25 protein-coding genes are annotated in these 23,647 nt (G+C 63.5%); 5 read left to right on the top strand and 20 right to left on the bottom strand.

Going from position 1 to position 23,647, the window contains the following annotated elements; translation table 11 throughout:
• The first annotated feature begins 122 nt into the window (after window positions 1–122).
• Window positions 123–740 carry a class I SAM-dependent methyltransferase gene (locus BJ994_RS05240; RefSeq protein ID WP_167992214.1) on the top strand — a complete coding sequence of 206 codons (618 nt, stop codon included), beginning with the start codon at window positions 123–125 and terminating at the stop codon, window positions 738–740.
• Here BJ994_RS05240 and dapF read toward each other — a convergent pair.
• The 7 genes from dapF to BJ994_RS05205 form a co-directional block, all read right to left on the bottom strand.
• Window positions 737–1,678: a diaminopimelate epimerase gene (gene dapF, locus BJ994_RS05235; protein ID WP_342450292.1), complete on the bottom strand. Its 942-nt coding sequence runs from the start codon at window positions 1,676–1,678 to the stop codon at window positions 737–739. The two genes, BJ994_RS05240 and dapF, sit on opposite strands and share 4 nt — an antisense overlap.
• 4 nt (window positions 1,679–1,682) lie before the next feature.
• Window positions 1,683–2,618: a tRNA (adenosine(37)-N6)-dimethylallyltransferase MiaA gene (gene miaA / locus BJ994_RS05230; RefSeq protein ID WP_167992212.1), complete on the bottom strand. Its 936-nt coding sequence runs from the start codon at window positions 2,616–2,618 to the stop codon at window positions 1,683–1,685.
• Window positions 2,615–4,144 (bottom strand): tRNA (N6-isopentenyl adenosine(37)-C2)-methylthiotransferase MiaB, encoded by a 1,530-nt coding sequence (gene miaB, locus BJ994_RS05225; RefSeq protein WP_167992210.1) that lies wholly within the window; start codon window positions 4,142–4,144, stop codon window positions 2,615–2,617. The genes miaA and miaB overlap by 4 nt, the downstream gene beginning before the upstream one ends.
• Window positions 4,145–4,216: 72 nt before the next feature.
• Entirely contained in the window at window positions 4,217–5,611 is a 1,395-nt protein-coding gene (locus BJ994_RS05220; protein ID WP_167992208.1) for an aggregation-promoting factor C-terminal-like domain-containing protein, read from the bottom strand.
• Between the two features lie 68 nt (window positions 5,612–5,679).
• Window positions 5,680–6,129, bottom strand: coding sequence for a regulatory protein RecX (locus BJ994_RS05215; RefSeq protein WP_425339402.1), 450 nt, complete (start codon window positions 6,127–6,129; stop codon window positions 5,680–5,682).
• A 164-nt stretch (window positions 6,130–6,293) separates the two neighbouring features.
• Entirely contained in the window at window positions 6,294–7,355 is a 1,062-nt protein-coding gene (gene recA / locus BJ994_RS05210) for a recombinase RecA (RefSeq protein ID WP_167995870.1), read from the bottom strand.
• A gap of 226 nt (window positions 7,356–7,581) precedes the next feature.
• Entirely contained in the window at window positions 7,582–7,800 is a 219-nt protein-coding gene (locus BJ994_RS05205) for a DUF3046 domain-containing protein (protein WP_167992204.1), read from the bottom strand.
• Window positions 7,801–7,842: 42 nt separating this feature from the next.
• On the opposite strand from BJ994_RS05205, the gene BJ994_RS05200 reads away from it, so the two are divergent.
• Window positions 7,843–8,316, top strand: a complete 474-nt coding sequence (locus tag BJ994_RS05200; protein WP_167992202.1) for a MarR family winged helix-turn-helix transcriptional regulator — start codon at window positions 7,843–7,845, stop codon at window positions 8,314–8,316.
• Window positions 8,317–8,418: 102 nt separating this feature from the next.
• Here the strand turns inward: BJ994_RS05200 and BJ994_RS05195 are convergent, their stop codons facing one another.
• The 6 genes from BJ994_RS05195 to dapA form a co-directional block, all read right to left on the bottom strand.
• Complete coding sequence (locus BJ994_RS05195) at window positions 8,419–8,859, bottom strand: helix-turn-helix domain-containing protein (protein ID WP_167992200.1); 441 nt, start codon at window positions 8,857–8,859, stop codon at window positions 8,419–8,421.
• A 94-nt stretch (window positions 8,860–8,953) separates the two neighbouring features.
• On the bottom strand, window positions 8,954–9,469 hold the full coding sequence (locus BJ994_RS05190) for a CinA family protein (protein WP_342450291.1): 516 nt from the start codon (window positions 9,467–9,469) through the stop codon (window positions 8,954–8,956).
• Window positions 9,466–10,056, bottom strand: a complete 591-nt coding sequence (gene pgsA / locus BJ994_RS05185) for a CDP-diacylglycerol--glycerol-3-phosphate 3-phosphatidyltransferase (RefSeq protein WP_167992198.1) — start codon at window positions 10,054–10,056, stop codon at window positions 9,466–9,468. The genes BJ994_RS05190 and pgsA overlap by 4 nt, the downstream gene beginning before the upstream one ends.
• Window positions 10,057–10,065: 9 nt before the next feature.
• Window positions 10,066–12,876 carry an FtsK/SpoIIIE family DNA translocase gene (locus BJ994_RS05180; protein WP_167992196.1) on the bottom strand — a complete coding sequence of 937 codons (2,811 nt, stop codon included), beginning with the start codon at window positions 12,874–12,876 and terminating at the stop codon, window positions 10,066–10,068.
• Window positions 12,877–12,928: 52 nt separating this feature from the next.
• A complete protein-coding gene (locus BJ994_RS05175) occupies window positions 12,929–14,620 on the bottom strand; it encodes a ribonuclease J (RefSeq protein WP_167992194.1) in 1,692 nt (563 codons plus the stop codon).
• Window positions 14,621–14,657: 37 nt separating this feature from the next.
• Entirely contained in the window at window positions 14,658–15,563 is a 906-nt protein-coding gene (dapA, locus tag BJ994_RS05170; protein ID WP_167992192.1) for a 4-hydroxy-tetrahydrodipicolinate synthase, read from the bottom strand.
• Window positions 15,564–15,606: 43 nt separating this feature from the next.
• Between dapA and BJ994_RS05165 the strand changes: the two genes are divergently transcribed.
• A complete protein-coding gene (locus BJ994_RS05165) occupies window positions 15,607–16,788 on the top strand; it encodes a heparan-alpha-glucosaminide N-acetyltransferase domain-containing protein (protein ID WP_167992189.1) in 1,182 nt (393 codons plus the stop codon).
• 6 nt (window positions 16,789–16,794) lie between these two features.
• Here BJ994_RS05165 and BJ994_RS05160 read toward each other — a convergent pair whose 3' ends face one another.
• The 6 genes from BJ994_RS05160 to BJ994_RS05135 are packed head-to-tail and all read right to left on the bottom strand — an operon-like array spanning window position 16,795 to window position 20,750.
• A complete protein-coding gene (locus BJ994_RS05160) occupies window positions 16,795–17,247 on the bottom strand; it encodes a hypothetical protein (RefSeq protein ID WP_209066625.1) in 453 nt (150 codons plus the stop codon).
• A 17-nt stretch (window positions 17,248–17,264) separates the two neighbouring features.
• Entirely contained in the window at window positions 17,265–18,023 is a 759-nt protein-coding gene (gene dapB, locus BJ994_RS05155; RefSeq protein ID WP_167992185.1) for a 4-hydroxy-tetrahydrodipicolinate reductase, read from the bottom strand.
• 34 nt (window positions 18,024–18,057) lie between these two features.
• Window positions 18,058–18,489, bottom strand: a complete 432-nt coding sequence (locus BJ994_RS05150) for a molybdenum cofactor biosynthesis protein MoaE (RefSeq protein ID WP_167992183.1) — start codon at window positions 18,487–18,489, stop codon at window positions 18,058–18,060.
• On the bottom strand, window positions 18,479–18,961 hold the full coding sequence (locus BJ994_RS05145) for a MogA/MoaB family molybdenum cofactor biosynthesis protein (RefSeq protein ID WP_167992181.1): 483 nt from the start codon (window positions 18,959–18,961) through the stop codon (window positions 18,479–18,481). The genes BJ994_RS05150 and BJ994_RS05145 overlap by 11 nt, the downstream gene beginning before the upstream one ends.
• Window positions 18,958–19,437, bottom strand: coding sequence for a cyclic pyranopterin monophosphate synthase MoaC (gene moaC, locus BJ994_RS05140; RefSeq protein ID WP_167992178.1), 480 nt, complete (start codon window positions 19,435–19,437; stop codon window positions 18,958–18,960). Before moaC ends, BJ994_RS05145 begins: the two co-directional genes overlap by 4 nt.
• Entirely contained in the window at window positions 19,434–20,750 is a 1,317-nt protein-coding gene (locus tag BJ994_RS05135; protein WP_167992176.1) for a molybdopterin molybdotransferase MoeA, read from the bottom strand. Before BJ994_RS05135 ends, moaC begins: the two co-directional genes overlap by 4 nt.
• Before the next feature lie 142 nt (window positions 20,751–20,892).
• Here BJ994_RS05135 and moaA point away from each other — a divergent pair, with 142 nt between their 5' ends.
• Both moaA and BJ994_RS05125 read left to right on the top strand, forming a co-directional pair.
• The gene (gene moaA / locus BJ994_RS05130; RefSeq protein WP_167992174.1) at window positions 20,893–21,963 is read left to right on the top strand and encodes a GTP 3',8-cyclase MoaA; all 1,071 of its coding nucleotides are present in this window, start codon (window positions 20,893–20,895) and stop codon (window positions 21,961–21,963) included.
• Window position 21,964: 1 nt separating this feature from the next.
• Window positions 21,965–22,216 (top strand): MoaD/ThiS family protein, encoded by a 252-nt coding sequence (locus BJ994_RS05125; RefSeq protein ID WP_167992170.1) that lies wholly within the window; start codon window positions 21,965–21,967, stop codon window positions 22,214–22,216.
• A 1-nt stretch (window position 22,217) separates the two neighbouring features.
• Here BJ994_RS05125 and BJ994_RS05120 read toward each other — a convergent pair whose 3' ends face one another.
• Window positions 22,218–23,630 (bottom strand): M16 family metallopeptidase, encoded by a 1,413-nt coding sequence (locus BJ994_RS05120; RefSeq protein ID WP_425339366.1) that lies wholly within the window; start codon window positions 23,628–23,630, stop codon window positions 22,218–22,220.
• Window positions 23,631–23,647 lie beyond the last annotated feature (17 nt).

The following is a 23,647-nucleotide window of genomic DNA, read 5'->3' as shown; positions in this document are numbered from 1 at the left end:
TGGTGACTGTCCTCCCATGGTAGTCCGTACCGCCCCATTAGGTCCTCAAATTCTCTGAGCGCGCAACACAATCTGCTTGGCCTGGAGGAAGCCGTGCGGTACGCCGACTACGCTGGAGCACTATGGAATCGCAGCACTACTTCAGCGCGACACCCGCCGGGCCGGACCAGCGACGGGCCCTACGGGTGGTCCTCGACGGCCGTCTGCGCGAGCTGGTGACCGCAGGGGGGATCTTCAGTCCCGACGGCGTGGACAAGGGGACGTCGATCCTCCTCGCCGAGGTGCCACCGCCGGAAGGACAAACTCTCCTGGATATCGGCTGCGGCTGGGGTCCGCTCGCGCTGACCATGGCGCTGCAGGAACCCAAAGCGCGCGTGGTCGCCGTCGATGTGAACGAGCGCGCACTCGGCCTTGTCCGCGAGAACGCTTCCCGCCTGGGACTGGACAACCTGAGCGCCGCTGCGCCCGACGCCGTTGCCGCCGACCTGACCTTCGACACAATCTGGTCAAACCCCCCGATCCGAATCGGCAAGGAAGCGTTGCACGCATTGCTGCTGACCTGGCTGCCGCGCCTCGCGCCAGGCGGCACCGCATGGCTGGTCGTGCAGAAAAACCTGGGTGCGGACTCGCTGCAGCGCTGGCTTGTCGCCGAATTCGATGAAGGGTACGAGGTCGACCGCGCGGCTACCGCGAAATCCTTCCGGATCCTGCGCGTTACCAGGCGCGATACGGGGCTTTAGGCAAACGTCCCGCTGGCGATGAGAACCGCCGGACCACTCAGGTGTACGTGTTCCCGGCCATCCGGGCCGACGTGGAATTGCACCCCTACCTGCCCTCCTGGGACAGAGACTGCCCAATGGTCAGGGGCATCCGCTCCTGCCCAGTATCTCGTGGCCACCGCTGCCGCGCATGCTCCCGTGCCACAGGAAAGTGTCTCGCCCACACCGCGCTCGTGAACGCGCATGGTGACCTGACCGATGCCGTCGTGAACCAGCGGATCGTCCGGAACGACGAATTCGACATTGGTGCCGTTCGGTGGAACCGGGTCCACCCGCGGCGCAGCGCTGAGGCTCGTGGCGTCCAGTTCCGCTATTTCCGCCAACGCCACTACCGTGTGCGGGTTGCCCATGCTGATGGAGAGACCGGGCCGGGGAACTTCGAGACCATCTGCTTCCACGAGGGCGTCCATCGCCCGCGCGGCAGCCTTCTCGGGATGAATGAACTCCCAGGGGCCCATGTCCACTGAATAACCGTCGGGCGAGCGTTCGATCACCTTAATACCGCCGCGGGTTCCGACAGCGGCGGCCGCCCCCTCGTCCAGGGAAAGCAACCCGCGATCGATGAGGAAGTGCACGAAAACGCGGACGCCGTTGCCGCACATCTCCGACACGGACCCGTCACCGTTGCGGTAATCCATGAACCACTCGGCTTCCGGGTTGTTCTGGAGCAGGGCACGACCTTCGGGAACCAACGACGACGGCACCGCCCGGATCAACCCGTCTGCCCCTAAGCCACGGTGACGGTCGCATGCCGCGGTGACTTCTTCCACGCCGAGCTCGATGGAACCATCCGGGTCAGCCAGCAGAAGGAAGTCATTTCCTGTTCCATGTCCCTTGCTGAAGGACAGGCCGGACAGTGGCGTGCTGGCAGCCAGTGCTGCATCGGGTTGTGTGCTCACCCTTCTAGGATAGGCGGAGAGTCTGCCGGAGAACTTCCAGTGCACGTTCGTGAAGCGCCGCATCCTGCCACTCGAGCCACTGCACACGCTCGTCCGCCCTGAACCAGGTGAGCTGCCTGCGGGCAAAGCGGCGGGTCGCCCCAATGGTGTCCTCGACTGCCTCCGCTGCCGACCATTCGCCGTCGAGCACGCGGAGGAACTGGGCGTAGCCGAGTGCACGGGAAGCGGTTCGTCCTTCACGCAGTCCTCTGTGATCGAGGGCACGGACCTCGTCCAGGAGCCCGCTCTCAACCATGGTGTGAACCCGCGTGGCCAGGCGGGCACGGAGTAGCTCGCGGTCCACGCGCAATCCCAGCTGGAGGGCCGGTTGATGGTAGATGCGGCTAGGCATGTATGAGCTGAAGGGTCTTCCAGTCAGCTCATGAACTTCCAGGGCGCGGATGACACGGCGTTCATCGTGCAGGCGTGCCTCCGAAGTTGGGTCCACCTGCGCGAGGCGCTGCCTGAGCGCGCCTATGCCGTCCTCGGACTTCTCCATCTCGAGACGGGACCGCACCGCTGCGTCAGTCGGCGGAAACTCCAGCTCGTCAAGGGCAGCCCGGACGTACAGCCCCGATCCGCCAACGAGAATCGGCACGTTCCCGCGGGACCGGATCTCCCCTATGAGCTTCCTGCTCTGACGCTGATACTTCGCTACGTTCGCTTCCTCGCGGATGTCGAGTATGTCGAGCAGGTGATGGGGTACGCCCTGCCTATCCTCGATCGGCAGTTTGGCGGTACCGATATCCATGCCCTGATAAAACTGCATGGCGTCGGCATTGATGATCTCGCCCCGCAGGGCCTGAGCCAGCGCAACGCCCAGATCCGATTTACCGGACCCAGTCGGCCCGACGACGGCGATCAGGGGCGGTACTGTCCAAACAGCTGCGCCTTCGGTCACGTGGAAGCTGTGCGTAACGGCAACGACGGCATACCCAGCGAAACTCCCGTGCCGCTTCCCGGTGCAGGCGCTCCGCAACTGTCTGCCTGTGCGCGATCCCACGCATCCCCGGCACGGGATCGCCTTAACCGGTAGTCCGCCGCTTGGGGGTCAGCGATCAAGTGGAAGGGCGCAGCCTGTGTGACCGCGACTATAACGAGGTCGCCGGGCCGCGGCTGCTCTGCGCCGTCGGGCACTGAGAAGTGCACCAGGCGCTGGTCCCGCGCCCGCCCACTCAAACGATGGGTTTCGTGTGCCTTGCGGCCCTGTTGGGCAGTGACCAGCACTTCCACCTGGCGCCCGATCTGGGCCGCGTTCTCTTCCCCGCAGATCCGGTCCTGCAGTTCGGTCAACCGTTCGTACCTCTCCTGGACCACGGCCTTTGGCAGTTGGTCCGGTAGGTCAGCGGCGGGTGTTCCTGGGCGCTTCGAGTACTGGAATGTGAAAGCGGTGGCGAAACGTGATTGCTCGACGACGCGAAGGGTTTCCTGGAAATCCTCCTCGGTCTCACCCGGAAAACCGACGATGATATCCGTGGAAATGGACGCATGCGGCATCCGGGCACGGACGCGGTCCAGGATTCCAAGGAACTTCTCCGAGCGATAGGACCGGCGCATCGCCTTCAGAACCCGGTCCGAACCCGATTGCAGCGGCATGTGCAATTGCGGAGCGACATTGGGCGTCTCAGCCATGGCGTCGATGACGTCATCGGTGAAGGCAGCCGGATGGGGGCTGGTGAAGCGCACACGTTCCAGACCTTCGATGTCTCCACAGGCACGCAACAGCTTGGCAAAAGCGCCCCGGTCGCCGAACTCGACTCCATAGGAATTCACGTTCTGGCCCAGCAGCGTAACCTCGATCGCGCCGTCGGCCACGAGTGCTTCAATTTCGGCCAGGATCTCTCCCGGACGCCGGTCCTTCTCCTTGCCGCGCAGCGACGGGACGATGCAGAAGGTGCAGGTGTTGTTGCACCCCACTGAGATCGATACCCATCCCGAGTACACCGAGTCGCGTTTGGTGGGCAGGGTGGACGGAAAGACATCGAGAGATTCGAGGATCTCAAGCTGTGCCTCGTCGTTGTGGCGTGCCCGTTCCAACAGGGCGGGAAGTGCACCGATGTTGTGGGTGCCGAAGACAGCGTCCACCCACGGTGCCTTGCGGAGAATAGTCTCGCGGTCCTTTTGCGCAAGGCACCCGCCGACGGCTATCTGCATCCCGGGACGGGCGTCCTTGACGGACGCCAACATACCCAGGTTCCCGTACAGCTTATTGTCTGCGTTCTCGCGCACCGCGCACGTATTAAAGACAACGACGTCGGCCTGGCCTCCTGCGGCGTCGGCGTACCCGGCGTCCTCCAGGAGTCCGGCTATGCGCTCGGAGTCGTGCACGTTCATCTGGCAACCGAAAGTGCGCACCTCGTAGGTGCGTTGCGGTGCATGCGTCTGCTCGTCCGGTTCGACTGTTGCGGTTAGCGGGGTGAAACTCACCAGTTAAGGGTACGGCCCTGCGCCCCTGCGCCCAACCAGGACTGATCTAGATGCATGGGTTCTTCGTCGGGCTCAGTACCAGTTGTTCCGTTCGGAGTGGTCCCACGCAGCGCAGGGCGTCCCGTATCGCTGGGCGATATAGCCGAGCCCCCATTCGATCTGAGTGCGGTAGTTAGTGCGCCAGTCCGGCCCTGCGCTGGCCATCTTGCTTCCGGGTAGCGCCTGCGGAATGCCGTAGGCGTCGCTGTAGGGATTGTCTGCGCTTGTTCGCCAGCCCGATTCCCGATTCCACAGGTTCACCAGGCAAGTGAACTCATCCGGTGCCCACCCGTATGCGGCTGCGCGGCCGGCAGCATATGCCTGGGCGCCCGCCGGGTCATCCACTGCGACGATCGGCGGCGGTTCCGGTGCGGGCGGCGGTTCCGGCGCAGGGGGTTCAGTTGGCGGGCTGGTTGGCGGCGGTGCCGGGACCTGGACAACAGGTGGCGCGGTTGGTTGCGGAATAGGTGGGGAGGGTTGCGGGGGAACTGGTTCCGAGGGAGTGTTGTTGGCCGGCGGCCCGGGTACATCCCCCGGGCGCTCCGGCAGGGTACCGGACGCCGGCGGCAGCGGGTTTCCCACAGTAACGGGTTGACTCTCGGCTGATTCGCGCGAGGATGCCTGCTGCGCTGCGAGTTGGGCGAGGCGCTGCTGTTCTGCATAGGCAGATTCAGCGGCGAGGCCCTGCTGGCGTTCAGCTTCCAGGGCAACGGAGGTGTTCCTCAGTTCGGCTAACTGCTGAAGCAGTTGGTGCGCCCGCTGCTCGTACTGTTGCACGGCCTCATTGGCCGAGGCGGCCTTCTGCTCCGCCGTTTGACGCTGTGCTGCGGCTTCCGCGGCGAGCCTCTCGCGCTCTATGGTGGCCGCCTCAACCTGCGCGCGAAGAGCGTCCGCCACCTGTCTGGCTTCCTCGGCGTCCCAGTATGAAACGGAGCGGTGCTCTCCGACGACCTGCAGCGTCCGCATGGCGTCGAGTACGTCGAGCACGCGCCCGGGATTGGCGAGAACGAGCAACGGCCCGTCAACGGGTTGCCCAGCCTTGTAGTAGGCGGCAGCGGCAGCTGCCACGTCCTGCAACGCCGCTGCAGATTCAGCCTCAGCCTGCTCGAGGCGTTCTTCCAAAGTCTGTAGAGCACGCTCGCCAGCCTTGAGAGCAGCCCTCGCCTGCGAAAAACGTGCGGCAGCATCAACTGCTGCGTCGCCTTGTGAACCGGCCTCTGACCGTAGCGTGCCCAGGAGCTCATCGAGCGTCGCGGTTTGTTCGCGGACAGCGGCTTCATCGCCTTTCGCGGTCCGTACCTCCTCCCAGGTGGGAAAGGTGTCACCCGTGGCAGCCATAGCGAAGTACGGCCCGGCCGAACCCAGGACCATCACCAGGATCGCCGCCGACGCGACACACCGCAACAGATTCAAGCTCAACTTCAACACGAAGGTTTACACTACAGCGCCGCGCTATGAACTCCTAGGCCCGCGGAGGCGTCCAGGCAGGACCGCGTTCAACCATCTGCCATCACGTTCTTCACGATCGAGAAGGCGGCCCCGGGTGGATAACCCTTGCGGGCCAACATGCTGACAAGCCGCCGCACCTGCTTGTCGCGGCCGGCACGGTCACCGGGATCCGCCAACGGACGTAGTTTTCTGCGCACGAGTTCCTCCGCGGCAGCCATCTCATCCTCATCCGTTCGCTGCGCGAGAGCATCTTCGGCAATCTCACCGGTAATACCCTTCTCCGCCAACTCACGTTTAAGCGCGCTTCGGGCGAGCGAGCTTGTCTGCGCCCTGCTTCGCACCCACATCTTCGCAAACTCAGCGTCGTCAACCAGCTGCACCTCCTCGTAGCGGTCGAGGATTTCCACCGCAACGTGCTCGGACACACCGCGCTCCGCGAGCTTGCCGAACAGTTGATGGCGACTCCGGGGCGCCATCGAGAGCTGCCTGAGGACGATGGACCTCGCAACTTCGTACGGATCTTCGTCACGCCTCGCGTCGGCGTCAGCGGCACCAGGTCCAGATCGCCGCGACCCACGTCGCAGACGAGTGCGGCCAGAGCGGGCGCCGCGTTCTACCACGGCGCCCTCGCCCACTTCGTTTTCACCGACCACTTTGCCTGCTAGCGACCCTCGCCGCCAACAGCCTTCAGCTTGGGGCCGTCCGGCGCGGGTTCAGCTTCCACAGCACCACCGACGCCAAGCTTCTCCCGAATGCGCTGCTCCAGCTCGTCAGCGAGGTCGGGGTTATCCATCAGGAACTTGCGGGCGTTCTCCTTACCCTGTCCCAGCTGATCTCCGTCATAGGTGAACCAGGCTCCAGACTTCTTTACAAGGCCGTTCTCAACGCCGACATCAATCAGACCGCCTTCGCGGGAAATTCCGTGGCCATACAGGATGTCGAATTCGGCCTGCTTGAAGGGCGGCGCCATCTTGTTCTTGACGATTTTGGCGCGGGTCCGGTTGCCAACGGGATTGGTGCCTTCCTTCAGGGTTTCGATCCTGCGCACGTCAATTCGCACCGAAGCGTAGAACTTCAGCGCCTTACCGCCCGTAGTGGTTTCCGGGCTGCCGAAGAAGACGCCGATCTTCTCGCGCAGCTGATTGATGAAGATCGCTGTGGTCTTGGTCTGGCTCAGCCGCCCAGTGATCTTACGCAGCGCCTGGCTCATCAGCCGGGCCTGCAACCCGACATGACTGTCCCCCATCTCGCCTTCGATCTCGGCACGGGGAACAAGGGCTGCCACGGAGTCGATAACCACGATGTCAATGGATCCCGAACCCACCAGCATGTCCATGATCTCCAGAGCCTGCTCTCCGGTGTCCGGCTGGGACACAAGCAACGCATCAGTGTCGACGCCCAGCCTTTTGGCGTACTCCGGGTCCAGAGCATGCTCAGCGTCGATGAACGCGGCTATGCCGCCGTTACGCTGCGCATTGGCCACGGCATGAAGCGCCACTGTGGTTTTACCGGAGGATTCAGGACCGTAGATTTCCACAACCCGCCCCCGGGGAAGGCCTCCAATACCGAGCGCGGCATCCAGTGCAATGGAGCTGGTGGAAATTGTTTCTATCGGTGCACGGGTCTCATCCCCCAGGCGCATGACGGAACCCTTGCCGTACTGCTTGTCAATCTGGGCAAGAGCTGCTTCAAGAGCCTTTTCTCGATCCGCTGGTGCGGCCATCATCTACCTCGGCTTTCTCATGGCCTCCAGGGCCCGTTTTATGTTCCTCTTGACCGTAGCGAACGCCTCCGACAATTTGCCGAGCATCTCGGCGGATGTGGACATATCGCAGCATTTTGCGTGATTGTGGAGAACAAGTGCACTCGGTTCCTGCTGACTCAAGCATATCCCTGAACCGAACACATATTCGATTGAATCAACCGGCGTGTTCGGCGCAAACGCAGGGTCAGCGGGGCTTCACATCGCGCCCTAGCCGGCGGTGCTCGGGAACTTCCTGCATTGCGCACACTGACAGCCACACGGTTTTGGGGTCAATACCTGCGCGCAAGGCGTCCTCGGGCGTGCGGTCTTTCAACTCCGCCAGGTGCAACGTGGACGCGAGCGTACGCGAATAGGCAGGCCCGAACTCATCATCCATCAAACGCCAGAAATCACTGATACGCATGCCAAATCAGCCCTTTCGTACATAAACCATAGAATGAAACGCATGACTGCAGACCGCCATGAACCCGATGCCTCCGTTGATGCTGCCATTCAGGCATTGGAACAACAGCTCAGCATGCTTTGGAGGCGTGCGCGGTCCAACTCCTACAAGGTGGCTCGGCGCGTGCATCCGGACATGGAGCCGGCCGCCTATGGGCTGCTCGTCATCCTACAGCGGGAGGGTTCCATGCGGCTGACCGACCTCGCGGCGAGCATCGGCGTGGGAAAACCGTCCGTCAGCCGGCAGATCGCAATGCTGGAACAACTTGGGTTGGTGGAGAAGACTGCCGATCCGCTCGATGGGCGCGCCCAATCCATCAGTCTCACGGAAGACGGCTCCCGTCAGCTTTCCACTGCGCAGTCGGCCCGAAAAGAGGCCTTCCATCACCTGATGGAAGACTGGAGTCTTGAGGATGTAACAACCCTCGGTAATCTGATAGCCCAGCTCAACGAGACCTACACAAAGGACAATTGGTGACAGTCCGTACTCCGTCGGAAGATCGAGACGAATAAGTACCCTAGACATGCAAAGGGCCCGCACTAGCGGGCCCTTTGCCGTTATACAGGCGACAGAACGCGGTTAGCTTTTGCTCGCCGCGAGGTCACGGCTGAACCCATCCTTGAACCCCTCAGGGATATCGCCGCCGAACTCCTGTGCAAATTCCTGCGGAACCGTGTCGGGTACAGCTACCCCTTCAGCCTCTGCCAGGCGGTCGCTTACTTCTCGGAGCATCAGGGAAAGGGGTACGTCCAACGCGGTGCAGATTGAGGAGAGCAGTTCCGAGGAGGCTTCCTTCTGTCCCCGTTCCACCTCACTGAGGTATCCCAGGGACACACGTGCGCTGTGCGACACTTCCCGAAGGGTGCGGCCCTGGCGCTGGCGTACGTCACGCAGGACGTCTCCGATTTCGTGGCGTAGTACGACCATCTTGCGCTCCTTCGGCTTACGTTGCGGATCTTCTGCCAACCCCACATCGCGCCAACGGACCACACCGTTTACGGATACGGGTTGCTTAACCATGTGTATCGCCTAACTCCTTTTTCTGGCTGCAGGAGCAGCCTTCTGCTTTTAAGCCTAGCCGGTCAGCACTACGAGCGGCTGACAGTATTGATAACTATTGCGGTACTACGTTTGTTCCTGCGGCGCTGGCTGTAAGGGTTTCGTACAGTGTATTCAGAGCTGCCTCACAGGAAGCGTTGCGGATTTGGCTGCGATCACCGGCGAATGTGAACTCGCATACCACTGCCCCATCTGGCATGGCCACGGCAATGAAGACCGTGCCTACGCTTTTGCCCTCGTGCGGCTCAGGCCCGGCGACTCCCGTTGTAGCAATACCGACGTCAGCTTCGCAGATCCTCCGGGCGCCCTCAGCCATCTGCTTCGCCACCTGCGGGTCGACGGCGCCTACGCGGTCAAGAAGGTCAGGATCGACTCCGAGTAGGGTCTCCTTCAAATCACGATGGTAGGAGACGATCCCACCCCGCAGCACGGTTGATACGCCAGGAACGGTCGCGAGCAGGGCGGAAACCATCCCGGCGGTGAGCGACTCCGCCGTGGCGAGAGTTACTCCGAGTCTGCGTGCAAGGTCCACCGCGTTGTGAGCGGCCTTTCCATCGCCCACCGGAATCACGAACCCGTTCTCTGCGCGCTCCGGCGGAGACGAATGGCCTGCAGGACGTAGTCGGCGCCAGTCACGACCGTGACCAGCACCGCGACCATCATGACCACGACGGCCGGCCACCATGCCCATTCGCCGAGCGCGGCCTGCATCAGATACAGGAAGATTGCAAGCGTCTGAATCACGGTTTTAAGTTTCCCGCCGCGTGAGGCAGGCATGACGCCGTACCGGATAACTGCGAATCGCAGCAGTGTGATGCCGAGTTCACGAACCAGGATCACGACCGTGACCCACCACCAAAGCTCACCGAGTACCGACAGCAGGACGAGTGCCGAGCCGATGAGGAGCTTGTCAGCAATCGGGTCTGCGATCTTCCCGAAGTTGGTGATGAGCCCACGGCTGCGCGCCAGGTCGCCGTCGAGTTTGTCGGTGTAGATCGCTACCGCGAACGTAGCAACTGCCAGCCAGCGAAACAGTCCGCCTTCACCGGCGTCGGTGAGGAGGAACCAGACGAAGAAGGGCACCAGCACAATGCGCACGACAGTCAGGATGTTCGCTACGTTGAGGACCGGGACCGGTGCGGAGTCTGAATTGCTCACGCGACAAGGCTACCTGCCGGTCAGTCCCCAGGCGTCTTCAGAGCCGTCTTCATCCGCGTCGTCGTCGTGATACTCAACTGCCTGTGGTCGGGAATCCAGATCCTCGGCAACCACGTCCGGCGTCCCCGGTCCAGCAGGCGGGCTCGATGCAGGGGCGGGCACCGGCGGTTCATCACCGCGCATTGCTGCGAGCACCGGAGCGAGGTCGTCAGGCTTCACCAGCACGTCACGGGCCTTGGACCCCTCCGAAGGGCCGACTACTCCCCTGGATTCCAGGAGGTCCATCAGGCGTCCGGCCTTGGCAAAGCCCACCCGCAGCTTCCTCTGGAGCATGGAAGTGGATCCGAACTGCGTAGTCACAACCAGCTCTGTGGCCTGCAGCAGAACCTCCAGATCGTCGCCGATGTCGTCGTCGATCTGCTTCTTGGGCGCCTCAACGGCAACGTCGTCCCGATAGACGGCCTTCAACTGCTCCTTGACGTGTTCCACCACACGATGGATTTCGGACTCAGTGACCCAGGCGCCTTGGACACGCATCGGCTTGGACGCACCCATCGGCAGGAAGAGAGCGTCACCCTGGCCGATGAGCTTCTCGGCTCCCGGCTGGTCCAGGACCACGCGGGAATCTGTGACGGAGGAGGTGGCGAACGCCATCCGCGACGGTACGTTGGCCTTGATCAGTCCGGTGACCACGTCGACGGATGGACGCTGGGTAGCCAGCACAAGGTGGATGCCTGCCGCGCGCGCAAGCTGCGTGATCCGGACGATCGAATCCTCAACGTCGCGAGGGGCCACCATCATGAGGTCCGCAAGCTCGTCTACGATCACCAGCAGGTACGGGTACGGCCGCACGACCCGCTTGGAATCAGGCGGCGGGACAACCTTGCCGTTGCGTACGGCTTTGTTGAAGTCGTCAATGTGCTTGTAACCGTAGTTCGCGAGATCGTCATACCTTGTGTCCATCTCGCGTACAACCCACTGGAGTGCTTCGGCGGCCTTCTTCGGGCTCGTGATGATGGGCGTGATGAGGTGGGGCACACCTTCATAGGCCGTAAGTTCCACCCGCTTGGGGTCCACCATGATCATGCGAACTTCATCGGGCGTGGATCTCATGAGGATGGACGTGATCATGGAGTTCACGAACGAGGATTTTCCGGCTCCCGTTGCACCGGCAACCAGGAGGTGTGGCATCTTGGCGAGGTTCGCGACGACGAAGCCGCCCTCGACATCCTTCCCGACCCCCATCACCATGGGATGGTCCGTTTTACGCGCGTTGCCTGACCGCAGCACGTCGCCGAGGGAAACGGTTTCGCGGTCTGTGTTGGGAATCTCGATGCCGATCGCGGACTTGCCGGGAATGGGGGAAAGAATCCGCACATCCGAGCTGGCGACGGCGTAGGAAATGTTCTTGGACAGGGCGGTGACCCGTTCCACCTTGGTGCCCGAAGCAAGCTCGATTTCGTAACGGGTTACCGTGGGGCCCCGGGAGAACCCGGTCACTTTCGCATCAACGTTGAACTGCTCAAGCGTGTGCGTCAGCGCGGCGACGACGGCGTCATTGGCTTCCGAGCGTTCCTTCGGCGGAGTACCCGCGGGCAGGTAATCCGACGGCGGTAGCGTGTACGTGACGTCTCCGGCAAGAGACAGCTGCTCAGTGCGCTGCGGAATGGGAGTGAGCGGCGCCTGCGGCTGCACCGGGTTGGACGGGACTGGCGGGGAGTTGACCGCTGCCGGCAACACCGCCATGGCCTCGGTTTCCGGCTCCGCGTCCCCAATGCCCTGGTTCTGCTTGATCTTCTGCGTGGCGAGTTCCTGCTGGGTGGGGCGGCGCACACCGGGTGGAATCGCCGGGGTGGCCGCAAGGGCGGCGGCAGGGGCGTCGTCGTCGTCGTCGAGCACAGCCCGCTCAAAGGCCTCATCCCCCACGAAGCCGTCAAGATCCTCGTCCTGCACGGCCTTCTTCTTGCCGCCGAAGAAGCGTGACTTCTTCTTCGGCTTCTCGCGCGCCGCACGCTCGCGGTCGGAGAGGTAACTTTGGTCGTGTTCGTCCTGTTCCCCCGGCTCGCGATCGTGGAGATCCTGTCCCATCAGGTGCTCGTACAGGGCCCTCAGCCGCTCTGGAATATGGCGAAACGGTGTCGCTGTGACAATCAGGACACTGACGAAGAGCAGGAAACAAAGAACGACGGCGACTGGCCACACCGGGAGGATGGCCGTGGCCGGGCCGGCGACGAGGTAACCGATCACTCCCCCGGCCTGCCACAAGGGATCAAGCCCCGCGGACAGCTCAGGTTGCCCGCCCACCAGGTGCGCGATGCCCGCTCCGGCGAACGCCATCACGGTCAGGCCGATGCCGATGCGGTTGTTCGCGCGCGGACTCTCCGGGTGACGGAAGAGCCGCACTGCACCTATCAGCAGCATGAAGGGCAGCAGCAGTGCCATCCATCCCAGGGATCCGCCTGCTACAGCATGTACACCGCCCGCGACGGGGCCGCTGAGCGCCCACCATTCAACGGTCGCGACGGCCGCTGCGCACAGGAACAGAAAGAATCCGGTTCCGTCTCGCCGCAGATCCTTCTGCGGCTGTACGTCGTGCCCGAATTTGCGGATCCCGGCGGCAACGAGGTGGGCCATGCCCATCCACATTCCGCGTACGGCGCGCAAGGGCAGCGCGGGACGCTCATCCTGCACCGGCTGTGTCTTTGTGGAGCCACGGCTCGAAGTTCCGCGGCCGCCCGTCGAAGTGTTACGGGTGCGCGACTGTTGTGAACCTCGCGGTTTAGAACCTCGCGGCGCTGTGGGGGAAGTACGAGTCGCCATACTGGCTACGCTACCGGACCCTACCCCCGGTTCCGTGGATTTGCGCGCCCGCTCAGGCCTCCAGCACCACCGGAATGATCATGGGACGACGCCTGTGGCGCCGGTTGACCCACGTTCCCACGACGCGCCTGACGACCTGCTGCAACTGGTGGGTGGTGTGGTCCTTGTTGCTCATGACGGCTTCCTCGAGCGCGGAATTGATCTTCGGTTTGATGTCATCGAAGACGGAGTCATCTTCTGCGAACCCGCGGGCATGAATATCCGGCCCGGAGACAACCTTGCCGGTGCTCCGGTTAACCACCGTGATGATCGAGATGAAACCTTCTTCACCGAGGATGCGGCGGTCCTTGAGGTCCGCATCGGTGATCTCGCCGATACTCGAGCCGTCCACATAGACATATCCGCATTCCACCGCCCCGACTACCCGCGCGACCCCGTCCAACAGGTCCACGACAGTTCCGTCGTCGGTCTGTAGGACGTTTTCGCTCGGGATGCCCGTCTGGATGGCGAGCTTGCCATTGGCTATCAGGTGCCTCGTCTCCCCGTGGACAGGCATCACGTTGCGCGGCTTGAGGATGTTGTAGCAGTAGAGCAGCTCCCCCGCCGCCGCGTGGCCTGACACATGAACGCGTGCGTTGCCCTTGTGGATGACATCCGCCCCCAGTTTGAGCAGACCGTTGATGACGCGGAACACGGCGTTCTCGTTGCCCGGGATCAGGGACGAGGCGAGGATGACGGTATCTCCCTTACCTACCCTGATTGGGTGATCGCCGTTTGCCATGCGGGATAGCGCGGCCATCGGTTCGCCCTGGGATCCGGTGGACATGAGGACAACCTTGTCATCCGGCAGGTTGTCGACGTTCTTCACGTCCACGAGGATGCCTTCCGGCACACGCAGGTAACCCAGCTTGGCAGCGATCGACATGTTGCGGACCATGGAACGGCCGGCGAAGCACACAAAACGCCCGTGGGATTCTGCCGCATCCAAAACTTGCTGGACCCGGTGGACATGGGATGAGAAGGACGCCACGATGACCCGCTTGCGTACCTGTCCGAAGAGCCGGTCAAGTTCAGGGCCGATTTCCCGTTCAGCTGTTGTGAACCCCGGGACGTCAGCGTTGGTTGAATCGACCATGAATAGATCGACTCCCTCTTCACCCAACCGGGAGAATGCGCGGAGATCGGTGATGCGGCCATCGAGGGGCAACTGGTCCATCTTGAAGTCACCGGTGTGCAGAACTGTGCCGGCAGCAGTACGAATGAAGACGGCCAGTGCGTCGGGAATGGAGTGGTTGACGGCGACGAACTCGCATTTGAAGGGGCCGAACTGCTCTACCTGTCCCTCGGTCACAGTAAGCGTGAAAGGCCGGATCCGGTGTTCCTGCAGCTTCGCTTCGATCAGCGCAAGTGTCAGCTGCGACCCAATCAGCGGGATGTCGTTCTTGAGCCGCAGAAGGTACGGCACCGCGCCGATATGATCCTCGTGGCCGTGGGTGAGGACAACGCCGACCACGTCATCCAGGCGGTCCTCGATGTAGGAGAAGTCCGGCAAAATCAGGTCTACGCCCGGCTGGGTTTCCTCAGGAAACAGAACGCCGCAGTCCACAATCAGCAGCTTTCCACCGATTTCGAAGACGGCCATGTTGCGGCCGATCTCGCCAAGTCCGCCGAGCGGGACAATCCGCAAGGTTCCCTCGGAGAGCGGTGGTGGGGCGATGAGTGCTGTGCCCGCGGGTTCGGTCATACTTCAGCCTTTCGGATGTTACCGACTACGACTGGCCTCAAAATTCCCAGCCGGCTTCGGCGAGGTCGGTGAGCACGGGTTCCATTTCGACGGCGGTGGGCTCCACGAGCGGCAGCCTCACCACCGCATTGGACAGCACGCCCTGCATGCGCAGGATTTGCTTGGCCGACACCGCGCCGGGGATGTGGGTCATAACTGCCCGGACAACCGGGTCGAGTTCGAAGTGAATCTTGCGGGCAGTGCCGAAGTCGCCGGCCGAGACCGCGTCGACGAGCGCGCGGAACTGCGCTGTCGCCACATGTGCACTCACGCTCACGACGCCGACGGCCCCCGCTGCCATCCACGGAAGCGTCAGCCCGTCATCGCCCGCGTAGACGTCCAGAGCAGTATTCGCCAGCACCCGCGTCACGGCTGCGTAGTCAGCCTTGGCGTCCTTGAGGGCCAGGATTTTCGGATTGTCAGCGAGACGGATCATGGTTTCGGTGCTGATCGGGATCCCGGCCCGGCCCGGGATGTCATAGATCATGATCGGCAGGTCCGTTGCTGCCGCCACCGCATCAAAATGCGCCAGCACTCCCGCCTGAGTGGGCTTGTTGTAGTACGGGGTAACCACCAATTGGGCGTCCACGCCGGCACGCTGGGCGCGCTCGGCCATCTCGACTGAATGGGAGGTGTGGTTGGTGCCTGTGCCAGCGATGACCTTGGCACGTCCGCTGACTGCCTCGGCTACCACCCGGAACAGGTCTTCCTTCTCCTGATCTTCCAGGGTTGAGGTCTCGCCGGTGGTCCCCGACACCACCAGGCCGTCACATCCGTCGTCGACCAGCCGCACCGCGAGTGCGGCTGTTGCGTCCAGGTCCACCGCTCCATCCGGTGTGAAGAGGGTGACCATCGCAGTTACGAGGGAGCCGAAAGGAAGCGAACGAATATCGGAGTCAGCCATGGGTCAAACTTACCCTTTGCAGCGCACGTGAGAACATTCCATCATGGCCATCACGCAAACCTCCGGCCGCCTGAGCGGTATCGACGCGGCCAGGGGAATCGCCCTCTTCGGCATGATGTCCACGCATGTGTTTCCCCTGTATGTCGAGGGAACTTCCGCCGCGTCGTGGATAGGCGCATCATTCTCAGGACGTTCTTCCGCCCTGTTCGCCGTCGTGGCGGGTATTGGACTCGCACTGCTTACCGGGGGTAGCCGGCCGCACCAGGACAGCGCGCTCACCCGGGACAGGCGCGGTATCGCGGCGCGCGCCGTCGTTATCGCGATGGTCGGACTCATGCTCGGCGGCCTGGAGACCAATATCGCGGTCATTCTCTTCCACTACGGCGTGCTGTTTCTGCTCGCCCTCCCGTTCGTTTCGATCCCGCTCCGGCGGCTGGTCTGGTGGGCGGCGGGCTGGACGCTGCTGTCGCCGGTCGCCGCGTTCTGGCTGAGGCCCTGGCTCCAGGACAATATCAGCCCGCCGGACGTGGACGGCAACCCTGCCCTTGAGCATTTCGGGGAGCCTGTCACGCTGCTCGCCGACGTCCTGGTGACGGGCTACTATCCGGCGCTGCAGTGGCTGAGCTACCTGCTCCTCGGGATGGTTATCGGCCGCCTGGACCTCCGCGCATTCCGTATCCAGGTCGGCCTCATTGCGGGCGGGATCGGACTGGCGATCGCAGCGAAGATCACGAGTGCGTTCCTGCTCGGTCCGGTCGGCGGTCTCGCTGTCCTGCTCCAGACACCGGACGGCCGCAGGTACGACATCGAAGCCATGCTCAATGTCAGCCTTACCGGCATAGACCAGAGCGGCACCTGGTGGTGGCTGGCGGTCAGCGCTCCGCATTCCGGCACGCCGCTGGATCTTGCCCACACCGCTGGCACGGCAGCGGCCGTCGTCGGGCTGTGCCTGCTGGTGACGCGCCGTCTTGACTGGCTGCTGCTGCCGCTTTCAGCACCCGGGGCGATGACACTCACCCTGTACTCACTGCACATCTGGATCATGAGCATTGTGGACCAGCAGCAGCCCGCCCTTGACCCGGCACCCGTGTACTGGGCACAGGCCGCCGCTTTCATCGCCCTTGGACTGGTCCTGCGGAAACTCCGTGCACGGGGACCGCTTGAGTTCATCGTCGCGGGAGCGAGCGACGTTGCCCGGTCTCCCGGCTCTGCCCGAAAACGCTAGGTGAGTTTACTGTCTACCTCGGTGCAGTTTGGCCGCGTGGCGCATAGTGCGGCGGGCGCGGGAGCGGTCTCCGGCGGCGTCGTACGCGCAGGAGAGGCGGAACCACACACGCCAGTCCTCAGGTTTCGCTTCGACCGCTGCCTGGTAGTCCGGGAACTGCGCGTCGGCTGCCTCACGAACAATCCGGCCGGCGGGCGTGCGCGGCAGGTCGTCGACGGGGAGCCCACCTTCAGCGTCAAGCGCGCGTGCCATGGCCTCCGTTTGGGCTCCAAAGGCCAGCTCGCGAACCAGCGCCCATGCCCCGATCAGTGGAAGCAGCAGATACGCGGCGCCGAGCGCCTTCGCCACCGGATCCGGGTCAGTGAGGAGAATGACGCTGCGTTGAAGTGCGACGATCAACCAGAACACGAGCAGGAGGGTGACGAACGCCACCCCTATTTTGACGCGATGTTTCTTCAAGAAGAGCACGAACTGCCTCACGCCTGCAGGTCGAGATAGCCGTCGAGCCCAACGGTTAGGCCCGGGTGCGAACCGACCTGGCGAATGCCGAGCAGCACCCCTGGCATGAAGGATTCCCGGTGGAAGGAATCGTGCCGTATGGTCAGTTGCTCTCCAACCCCTCCGAACAGGACCTCCTGGTGCGCCACCAGGCCGCGCAGGCGGACCGAATGCACGCGTATGCCGTCGACGTCGCAGCCCCTGGCTCCGTCCCGTGCGGATTGCGTCGCGTCCGGGCTGCCGGGCATCCGGGCATCCCGGCGGGCCTCAGCGATGAGGGCTGCGGTACGTTCGGCTGTGCCGGATGGTGCGTCCACCTTGTCGGGGTGGTGCAGTTCGATCAGCTCGACCGACTCGAAATAGCGGGCGGCACGGGCGGCGAAAGCTGTGGCGAGCACTGAACCGAGCGCGAAGTTTGGCGCGATCAGCACCCCGACACCGGGATTGGCGCCCAGTAGGGTCCGAAGGCCCGCTACGCGCTTTTCATCCCAGCCTGTGGTTCCTACGACGGCGTGAAGCCCATGCTCTACGGCGAAGGCGACGTTTCGCTCAGTGCTTTCCGGAACGGTGAGGTCCACCACCACCTGGGCGCCGGCGGCTATCAGCTCTTCCAGGGGGTCCTGGCGTCCGAGGGCGGCCACCAAGGTGAGGTCCGGAGAGTTCCTGATGGCCTTCACGGCCTCGGAACCCATGCGGCCGGACGCGCCAAGGACAGCCACCGGCGTCAGTTGTGTCATGTACTCAAGGCTATCGGTTCAGGCAGTTGCATTCTCAGCCGTCGACGCCCACCCACTCCACCGTGCCGTCCGTGAAGAATTGCTCCTTCCAGATCGGCGCCCTCGCTTTGACCGTGTCCACGAGCTCGGTGCACGCCGCGAAGGCCTCGCCGCGGTGTCCGGAAGCGACGGCAGCGATAAGCGCGGGGTCTCCGATTCGAAGTGGGCCGGTACGGTGCGCCACCCAGATCCGGATGCCGTCATACTTCTGGGCGATCTCCCCGGCGATGTCCGAGATCACCCGGCCGGCCGACGGGTGCGCGCTGTACCCCAGCCGGTCCACCTCCCGCCCGCCGTCGTGATTTCTCACCACTCCCCCGAACCCCACCACGGCGCCGCAATCCGCGGACCCGACGACGGCGAGCGCATGGTTGAGATCGAGCGGTTCCTCCGATACACCCGAGTGCAGGACGGTACTAGTGCTCATGGTTTCCCTCCAGTTGGGCGCAGATGTGGTCAAGAATGGGCTCAAGGACTGCCAGTCCGTCCCGAACGCCGCCAGGTGATCCGGGTAGGTTGATGATGAAGGTGGTGCCGGCTGCGCCGGCGTGTCCGCGGCTGAGCGCTGCCATGGGCGTCACCGAGGAGCCCGCGCGGCGTACGGCCTCCATGATTCCGGGCAGCGGGCGCGTCAGGAATGGTTCGGTCTGTTCCGGCGTGACGTCATCCGGGCTCAGACCAGTGCCCCCACTGGTCAGGAGAACGGAGGGATTACCTTCGAGACATCGCGCGATCGCCTCTCCCACCGCATCGCCGTCGGGCACTACGAGGGCACGCTGCACCGGGAAGCCACGGTCCGCCAACCACTGCTGGATCAGCGGTGCACATTCGTCCTCGTAGACACCGGCGGCGGCACGCGTGGAGGCGATGACAATTGCTGCCGTGCGCTGCGGATTCATACGGTCCAGTCTCCGCTCTTGCCCCCGGATTTCGCCAGCACGCGTGTATCGGTGATGACGGCGTGCTTGTCCACGGCTTTGACCATGTCATAAAGGGCCAGCGCCGCGATCGATACGGAAGTCAGCGCCTCCATTTCGACGCCGGTCACCGCAGTTGTCTTCACTGTCGCGCGCACGACGACGGCGTCCTTCTCCGGTTTGAAATCGACGGTGACCTTGCTGATCGGCAGGGGATGGCACAGCGGGATCAGCGTGGACGTCTGTTTGGCGGCCATGATGCCGGCCACCCGTGCCACTGCAAGTGCATCGCCCTTGGGGAGACTGCCCTCGGTGATCAACGCGATCACTTCGGACGTGGTGCGGAGGATGCTCTCCGCTGTTGCTTCGCGGGCCGTGACATTCTTGGCGGAAACATCGACCATGTGCGCGGTGCCGTCCTCGCGGACGTGCGTGAGCCTGGCTGAGGGATCGGTCATGGATAGGCCTCCCGGTTGGGGTTGCTGGGATGTGTCGGCTGAATCCCGCCGCGCAGTTCATCCAGAAGCCAGACGGCAATAGGCGCACCAGCCTCCAGTGCCCCTGTTCCGACGGGAAAATGAAGGAGCGCGTTCGATGATGCCAGAGCATGGAGCAGATGGGAGCCCGCACCGCCCTGCACTGTGGCCGTGCCGATGCCCTCGCCCTGCCCGGAGCGGTCGATGTAGATCCCGCGGCGGACCTGATGCTTGTTTTCCGGGGACTGGATGTCCTCGGCCAGTCTGGCGGTAAGGCAGACGCGGTTTCCCGGTATCCCCGCGACTACAGCGAGGGCGGGTCGCAGGAACATCTCGAAGGAAACGAGCGCGCTCACGGGGTTTCCTGGGAATCCGAGGAAAGGAACACCGTCAATCGTGCCGATCGCCTGTGGACCGCCCGGCTGCATCGCCACTGACAGGAACTCCACACTGCTGTCCTCCAGCGCCTGCTTCACTACTTCGTAGGCGCCCTTGCTGATTCCCCCGGTGCTCAGGATCAGGTTGACCCCTCCGCCGACTGATTTCAACGCACTCCGAAGCTCATCCGGATCATCGGTCAGGACACTGTGCCGCCGCACCGATGCTCCTGCATCCTCTAGCGCGGTCTGCAGCAGCGTGGTGTTGGCGTCGAAGATCCGTCCCGGCCCCAAGGGGCCACCCGGTTCCTGTACCTCGTCCCCGGTGGTCAGGAGCAGAACGAGGAACTTGGGACGAACACGAACCTCAGACAGCCCGCATGCAGCAAGCAGACCCAGCTGCGCCGGTCCCAGGACTGCTCCTGCCGTAAGAGCAACACTTCCCGCTTCGAGGTCGCTGCCCTCGCCGCGTATGAACAGTCCCTCCTCCACCAGCGGAAGTTCCACGGTGAGCTCGTGCTGCCCGCGGTACTGCGAGGGTGTGGGGAACTGCGAAGGTTCTGCCCGCTCGATGGGTACGACGGCGGCAGCTCCCTCCGGGATCATGGCACCGGTCATGATGGGTGCGGCAGAACCCGGTTTCAAAGGCTCGGGCACCGCGCCGGCCGGGACAGGGCTTGCCACCGTGAGGTGGAGGCTACCGTTCCCGTGCGCTAGATCCGCGCCGTGGACGGCGTAGCCGTCCATCTGCGAGTTATCGAACGGCGGCAGACTGACGGGCGCGTGGACGTCCTCCCCCAGCACCCTTCCGCGCGCAGCGGCGAGCGGCAAAGTGTCTGCCGGGCGGTCCGCGAAACCGCTGCTGTAACGCAGCAGACCCAGCACTGCCTGCTGGTGTTCTTCAACTGTTCTTGTCATGGCACCCTGCTTATCAGCCTGCGCGGACAAACGTGTCCTTTGTCGAGTATCACCCTAACGGCGCGTAGGCGGGCACGTTCCATCACTACGCAACGAGGTAACCCGGATAGAGGCACACGGGCAAAGGGCGTAACCTCGAACTATGGGAATCCGACTTGGAATACCTCAGGTAGGCGGTCCGCCCCCTGACGGCGGGCTGATCGACTCCTATGGCCGCCGGGCGACGGACATGCGCCTTTCGCTGACGGACAAATGTAATCTGCGCTGCACTTACTGCATGCCGGCTGAAGGACTTGACTGGCTGCAGAAGAATCAGGTGCTCACACGTGCGGAGATCGTTCGGCTTGTCGGCATCGGTGTGTCCCGGCTGGGCATCCGCGAGTTGAGACTGACCGGCGGTGAGCCGCTGGTCAGGGCGGATCTGATCGACATCATCGCCGACATCCGCGACCAGCATCCGGAGCTTCCCATTTCGCTGACAACAAACGGGCTGGGGCTTGATAAGAAGGCGCAGCGCCTGAAGGATGCCGGTCTTACGAGGATCAATGTCTCCATGGACTCGCTGCATCCGGACACTTTCGCGCAGCTCACCCGACGCCCGTTTTTGGACCGGGTGCTGCGCGGAATCGAGGCTGCCGACGCAGTCGGACTCGGGCTGGTGAAAATCAACGCTGTACTGATGCGCGGCATAAACGACCACGAGGCGCCGGATCTTTTGGAATGGGCTGTTTCCCGCGGCTTCGAACTCCGCTTCATCGAACAGATGCCGCTGGATGCGGATCATGGGTGGACCCGTGAGGGCATGATCACGGCGGGCGAGATCCGGGAACTGCTCGCGACAAATTTCACGCTGACCCCGGACCCGCGCAATCGTGACGGCGCGCCCGCCGAACGGTGGGAAGTGCGCCGATCGACCGCGCCCGACGTCGTCGTCGGTGTGGTTGGAATCATCGCGTCAGTGACCGAGCCCTTCTGCGCGGATTGTCGGCGCACGCGGGTCACGGCTGAAGGCAAGATCATGAGCTGCCTGTTCTCCCGTGAGGAGACGGATCTCCGGGACCTCCTGCGGTCCGGGGCCAACGACGAAGCCGTCGCCCAGCGCTGGCAGGAAGCGATGTGGGCAAAGCCCAAGGCGCACGGAATGGACCACACGGGGTTGGGCGCTGCGGACTTTGTCCAGCCCGACCGCAGCATGAGCGCGATCGGCGGCTGAGTTGCTGGTTCGGTACTTCGGAGCCGCCCAGGCGGCCGCGGGCGTCGCTGAAGAGCGTCTAGGACTGGGCGGTGTGCCGTTCGCCGCAGTGCTTGAAGAAATACGGGATCTGCATCCCGATGGAGAGCCCTCGATGAGCCGGGTTCTCGAACGCAGCAGCTTCCTGCTCAACGAGGTTTCGCTGCGTGATCGGGCAACGGTGATCGGCGGGGAGGACGTACTCGACGTCCTCCCGCCGTTCGCCGGGGGCTAGGTTAGTTCAGTGCGGAATTAGGTCGCTCCGCGCCCCACCAGCCGGTTTGGGGGCCCAACTCGGCGTCGCCGTCGAAAGGACCCACGACCGTGATCGTGCGGGGAGCCGCGGCCAGTTCGCCGGCAAGCAATTGAATTTGATCCGCCGTCACCGCGTTGACCCGCTCGAGAGTCAGGTCGAGTCCGAGGAACTCTCCACTGACCAGCTCGGCCCGTCCCAGCCGGGACATCCTCGAACCGCTGTCCTCCAGCGAAAGCACCATACCGCCGGAGAGCTGGCCGATTGCCCTGCGCAGCTCGGCGGAACTGATGCCTTCCGATGCCAGGCGCTCAAGCTCGGCCGTCAACAATCCGATCACCTGGCCGGTCTTGGCCGGGCTGCACCCCGCGTACATCGCGAAGTAGCCCGCATCTGCGTAGGAAGCAGAGAATGAGTAGGTCGAATACACCAAACCACGCTTCTCGCGAATCTCCTGGAATAGCCTGGAAGACATGCCGCCGCCCAACACAGCGTTCAGGACGCTCATGACAAACCGCCGGTCGTCCGTTGCGGTCATGGCAGGACACCCCACCAGGACGTTGGCCTGCTCCACAGCGCGGCGGATGACCTGTAAGCCGCCGGTCCCGACGAGTGCTGCAGGGGCAGTTGTACGGCGCGCTACCGGCGAAGCATCCGCGGCAAGCGGCCAGCCCGAACGCTCCAAGGCCTCGCTCACAAGGGCGCAGACGGAATCATGATCCAGCCCGCCGGCAGCCGTCACGACCAACTCTTCGGGGCGGTAGAACCGTCGGTAATGGTCCAGCACGGATTCCCTTGGGACCGCCATGATCGCTTCGGGTGTTCCGCCGATAGGGCGCCCCAGAGAGTGGGATCCGAACACTGCCTCAACGAACTTCTCGTGCGCGACGTCGGCGGGATCGTCGCTGTCCATGGCGATTTCCTCAAGGATGACTGAGCGCTCCTGTTCGAGCTCATCGGGGTCAATCACCGCGGAAGTCACCATGTCCGCAATGACGTCGATGGCCATCGGCAGATCAGTATCGAGCACCCGCGCGTAATAGCAGGTGTTCTCCTTCGCAGTAGCTGCGTTGGACTCTCCGCCCACTTCGTCGAAGGCCGCGGCAATGTCCAGGGCACTGCGTCGATTGGTGCCCTTGAACAGGAGGTGCTCAAGGAAGTGCGTCGAACCATGCTGGCCCTCAGCCTCGTCGCGCGATCCCACCCCGACCCAGAAACCGATGGTGGCCGACCGCTGCCCCGGCATTGCCTCGGTGAGTACCCGCACCCCACCCGGGAGCACTGAGCGACGGACGAGGGCGCCACCCGGAGTCCCTGCCACAAGCATCGCTGCATCTGAGGAACTTCCCTGTGTGAGTGGCAGTTCCACGGGAACGTTGCGTCCAGTATCAGTCATGTGTTTCTCCTTAATGC

This window comes from Arthrobacter pigmenti, assembly GCF_011927905.1.
Taxonomy (GTDB): Bacteria; Actinomycetota; Actinomycetes; order Actinomycetales; family Micrococcaceae; genus Arthrobacter_D; species Arthrobacter_D pigmenti.
This window is presented reverse-complemented; position numbering and strand designations above follow the sequence as displayed.

Bases quoted from the DNA above. Each gene is read 5' to 3' on its own strand.
- BJ994_RS05240 (WP_167992214.1), top strand. From the start codon at position 123: ATGGAATCGCAGCACTACTTCAGCGCGACACCCGCCGGGCCGGACCAG.
- recA (WP_167995870.1), bottom strand. From the start codon at position 7,355: ATGGCCGCACCAGCGGATCGAGAAAAGGCTCTTGAAGCAGCTCTTGCC.
- BJ994_RS05205 (WP_167992204.1), bottom strand. From the start codon at position 7,800: ATGCGTATCAGTGATTTCTGGCGTTTGATGGATGATGAGTTCGGGCCT.
- BJ994_RS05200 (WP_167992202.1), top strand. From the start codon at position 7,843: ATGACTGCAGACCGCCATGAACCCGATGCCTCCGTTGATGCTGCCATT.
- BJ994_RS05195 (WP_167992200.1), bottom strand. From the start codon at position 8,859: ATGGTTAAGCAACCCGTATCCGTAAACGGTGTGGTCCGTTGGCGCGAT.
- BJ994_RS05180 (WP_167992196.1), bottom strand. From the start codon at position 12,876: ATGGCGACTCGTACTTCCCCCACAGCGCCGCGAGGTTCTAAACCGCGA.
- BJ994_RS05175 (WP_167992194.1), bottom strand. From the start codon at position 14,620: ATGACCGAACCCGCGGGCACAGCACTCATCGCCCCACCACCGCTCTCC.
- dapA (WP_167992192.1), bottom strand. From the start codon at position 15,563: ATGGCTGACTCCGATATTCGTTCGCTTCCTTTCGGCTCCCTCGTAACT.
- BJ994_RS05165 (WP_167992189.1), top strand. From the start codon at position 15,607: ATGGCCATCACGCAAACCTCCGGCCGCCTGAGCGGTATCGACGCGGCC.
- dapB (WP_167992185.1), bottom strand. From the start codon at position 18,023: ATGACACAACTGACGCCGGTGGCTGTCCTTGGCGCGTCCGGCCGCATG.
- BJ994_RS05150 (WP_167992183.1), bottom strand. From the start codon at position 18,489: ATGAGCACTAGTACCGTCCTGCACTCGGGTGTATCGGAGGAACCGCTC.
- BJ994_RS05145 (WP_167992181.1), bottom strand. From the start codon at position 18,961: ATGAATCCGCAGCGCACGGCAGCAATTGTCATCGCCTCCACGCGTGCC.
- moaC (WP_167992178.1), bottom strand. From the start codon at position 19,437: ATGACCGATCCCTCAGCCAGGCTCACGCACGTCCGCGAGGACGGCACC.
- BJ994_RS05135 (WP_167992176.1), bottom strand. From the start codon at position 20,750: ATGACAAGAACAGTTGAAGAACACCAGCAGGCAGTGCTGGGTCTGCTG.
- moaA (WP_167992174.1), top strand. From the start codon at position 20,893: ATGGGAATCCGACTTGGAATACCTCAGGTAGGCGGTCCGCCCCCTGAC.
- BJ994_RS05120 (WP_425339366.1), bottom strand. From the start codon at position 23,630: ATGACTGATACTGGACGCAACGTTCCCGTGGAACTGCCACTCACACAG.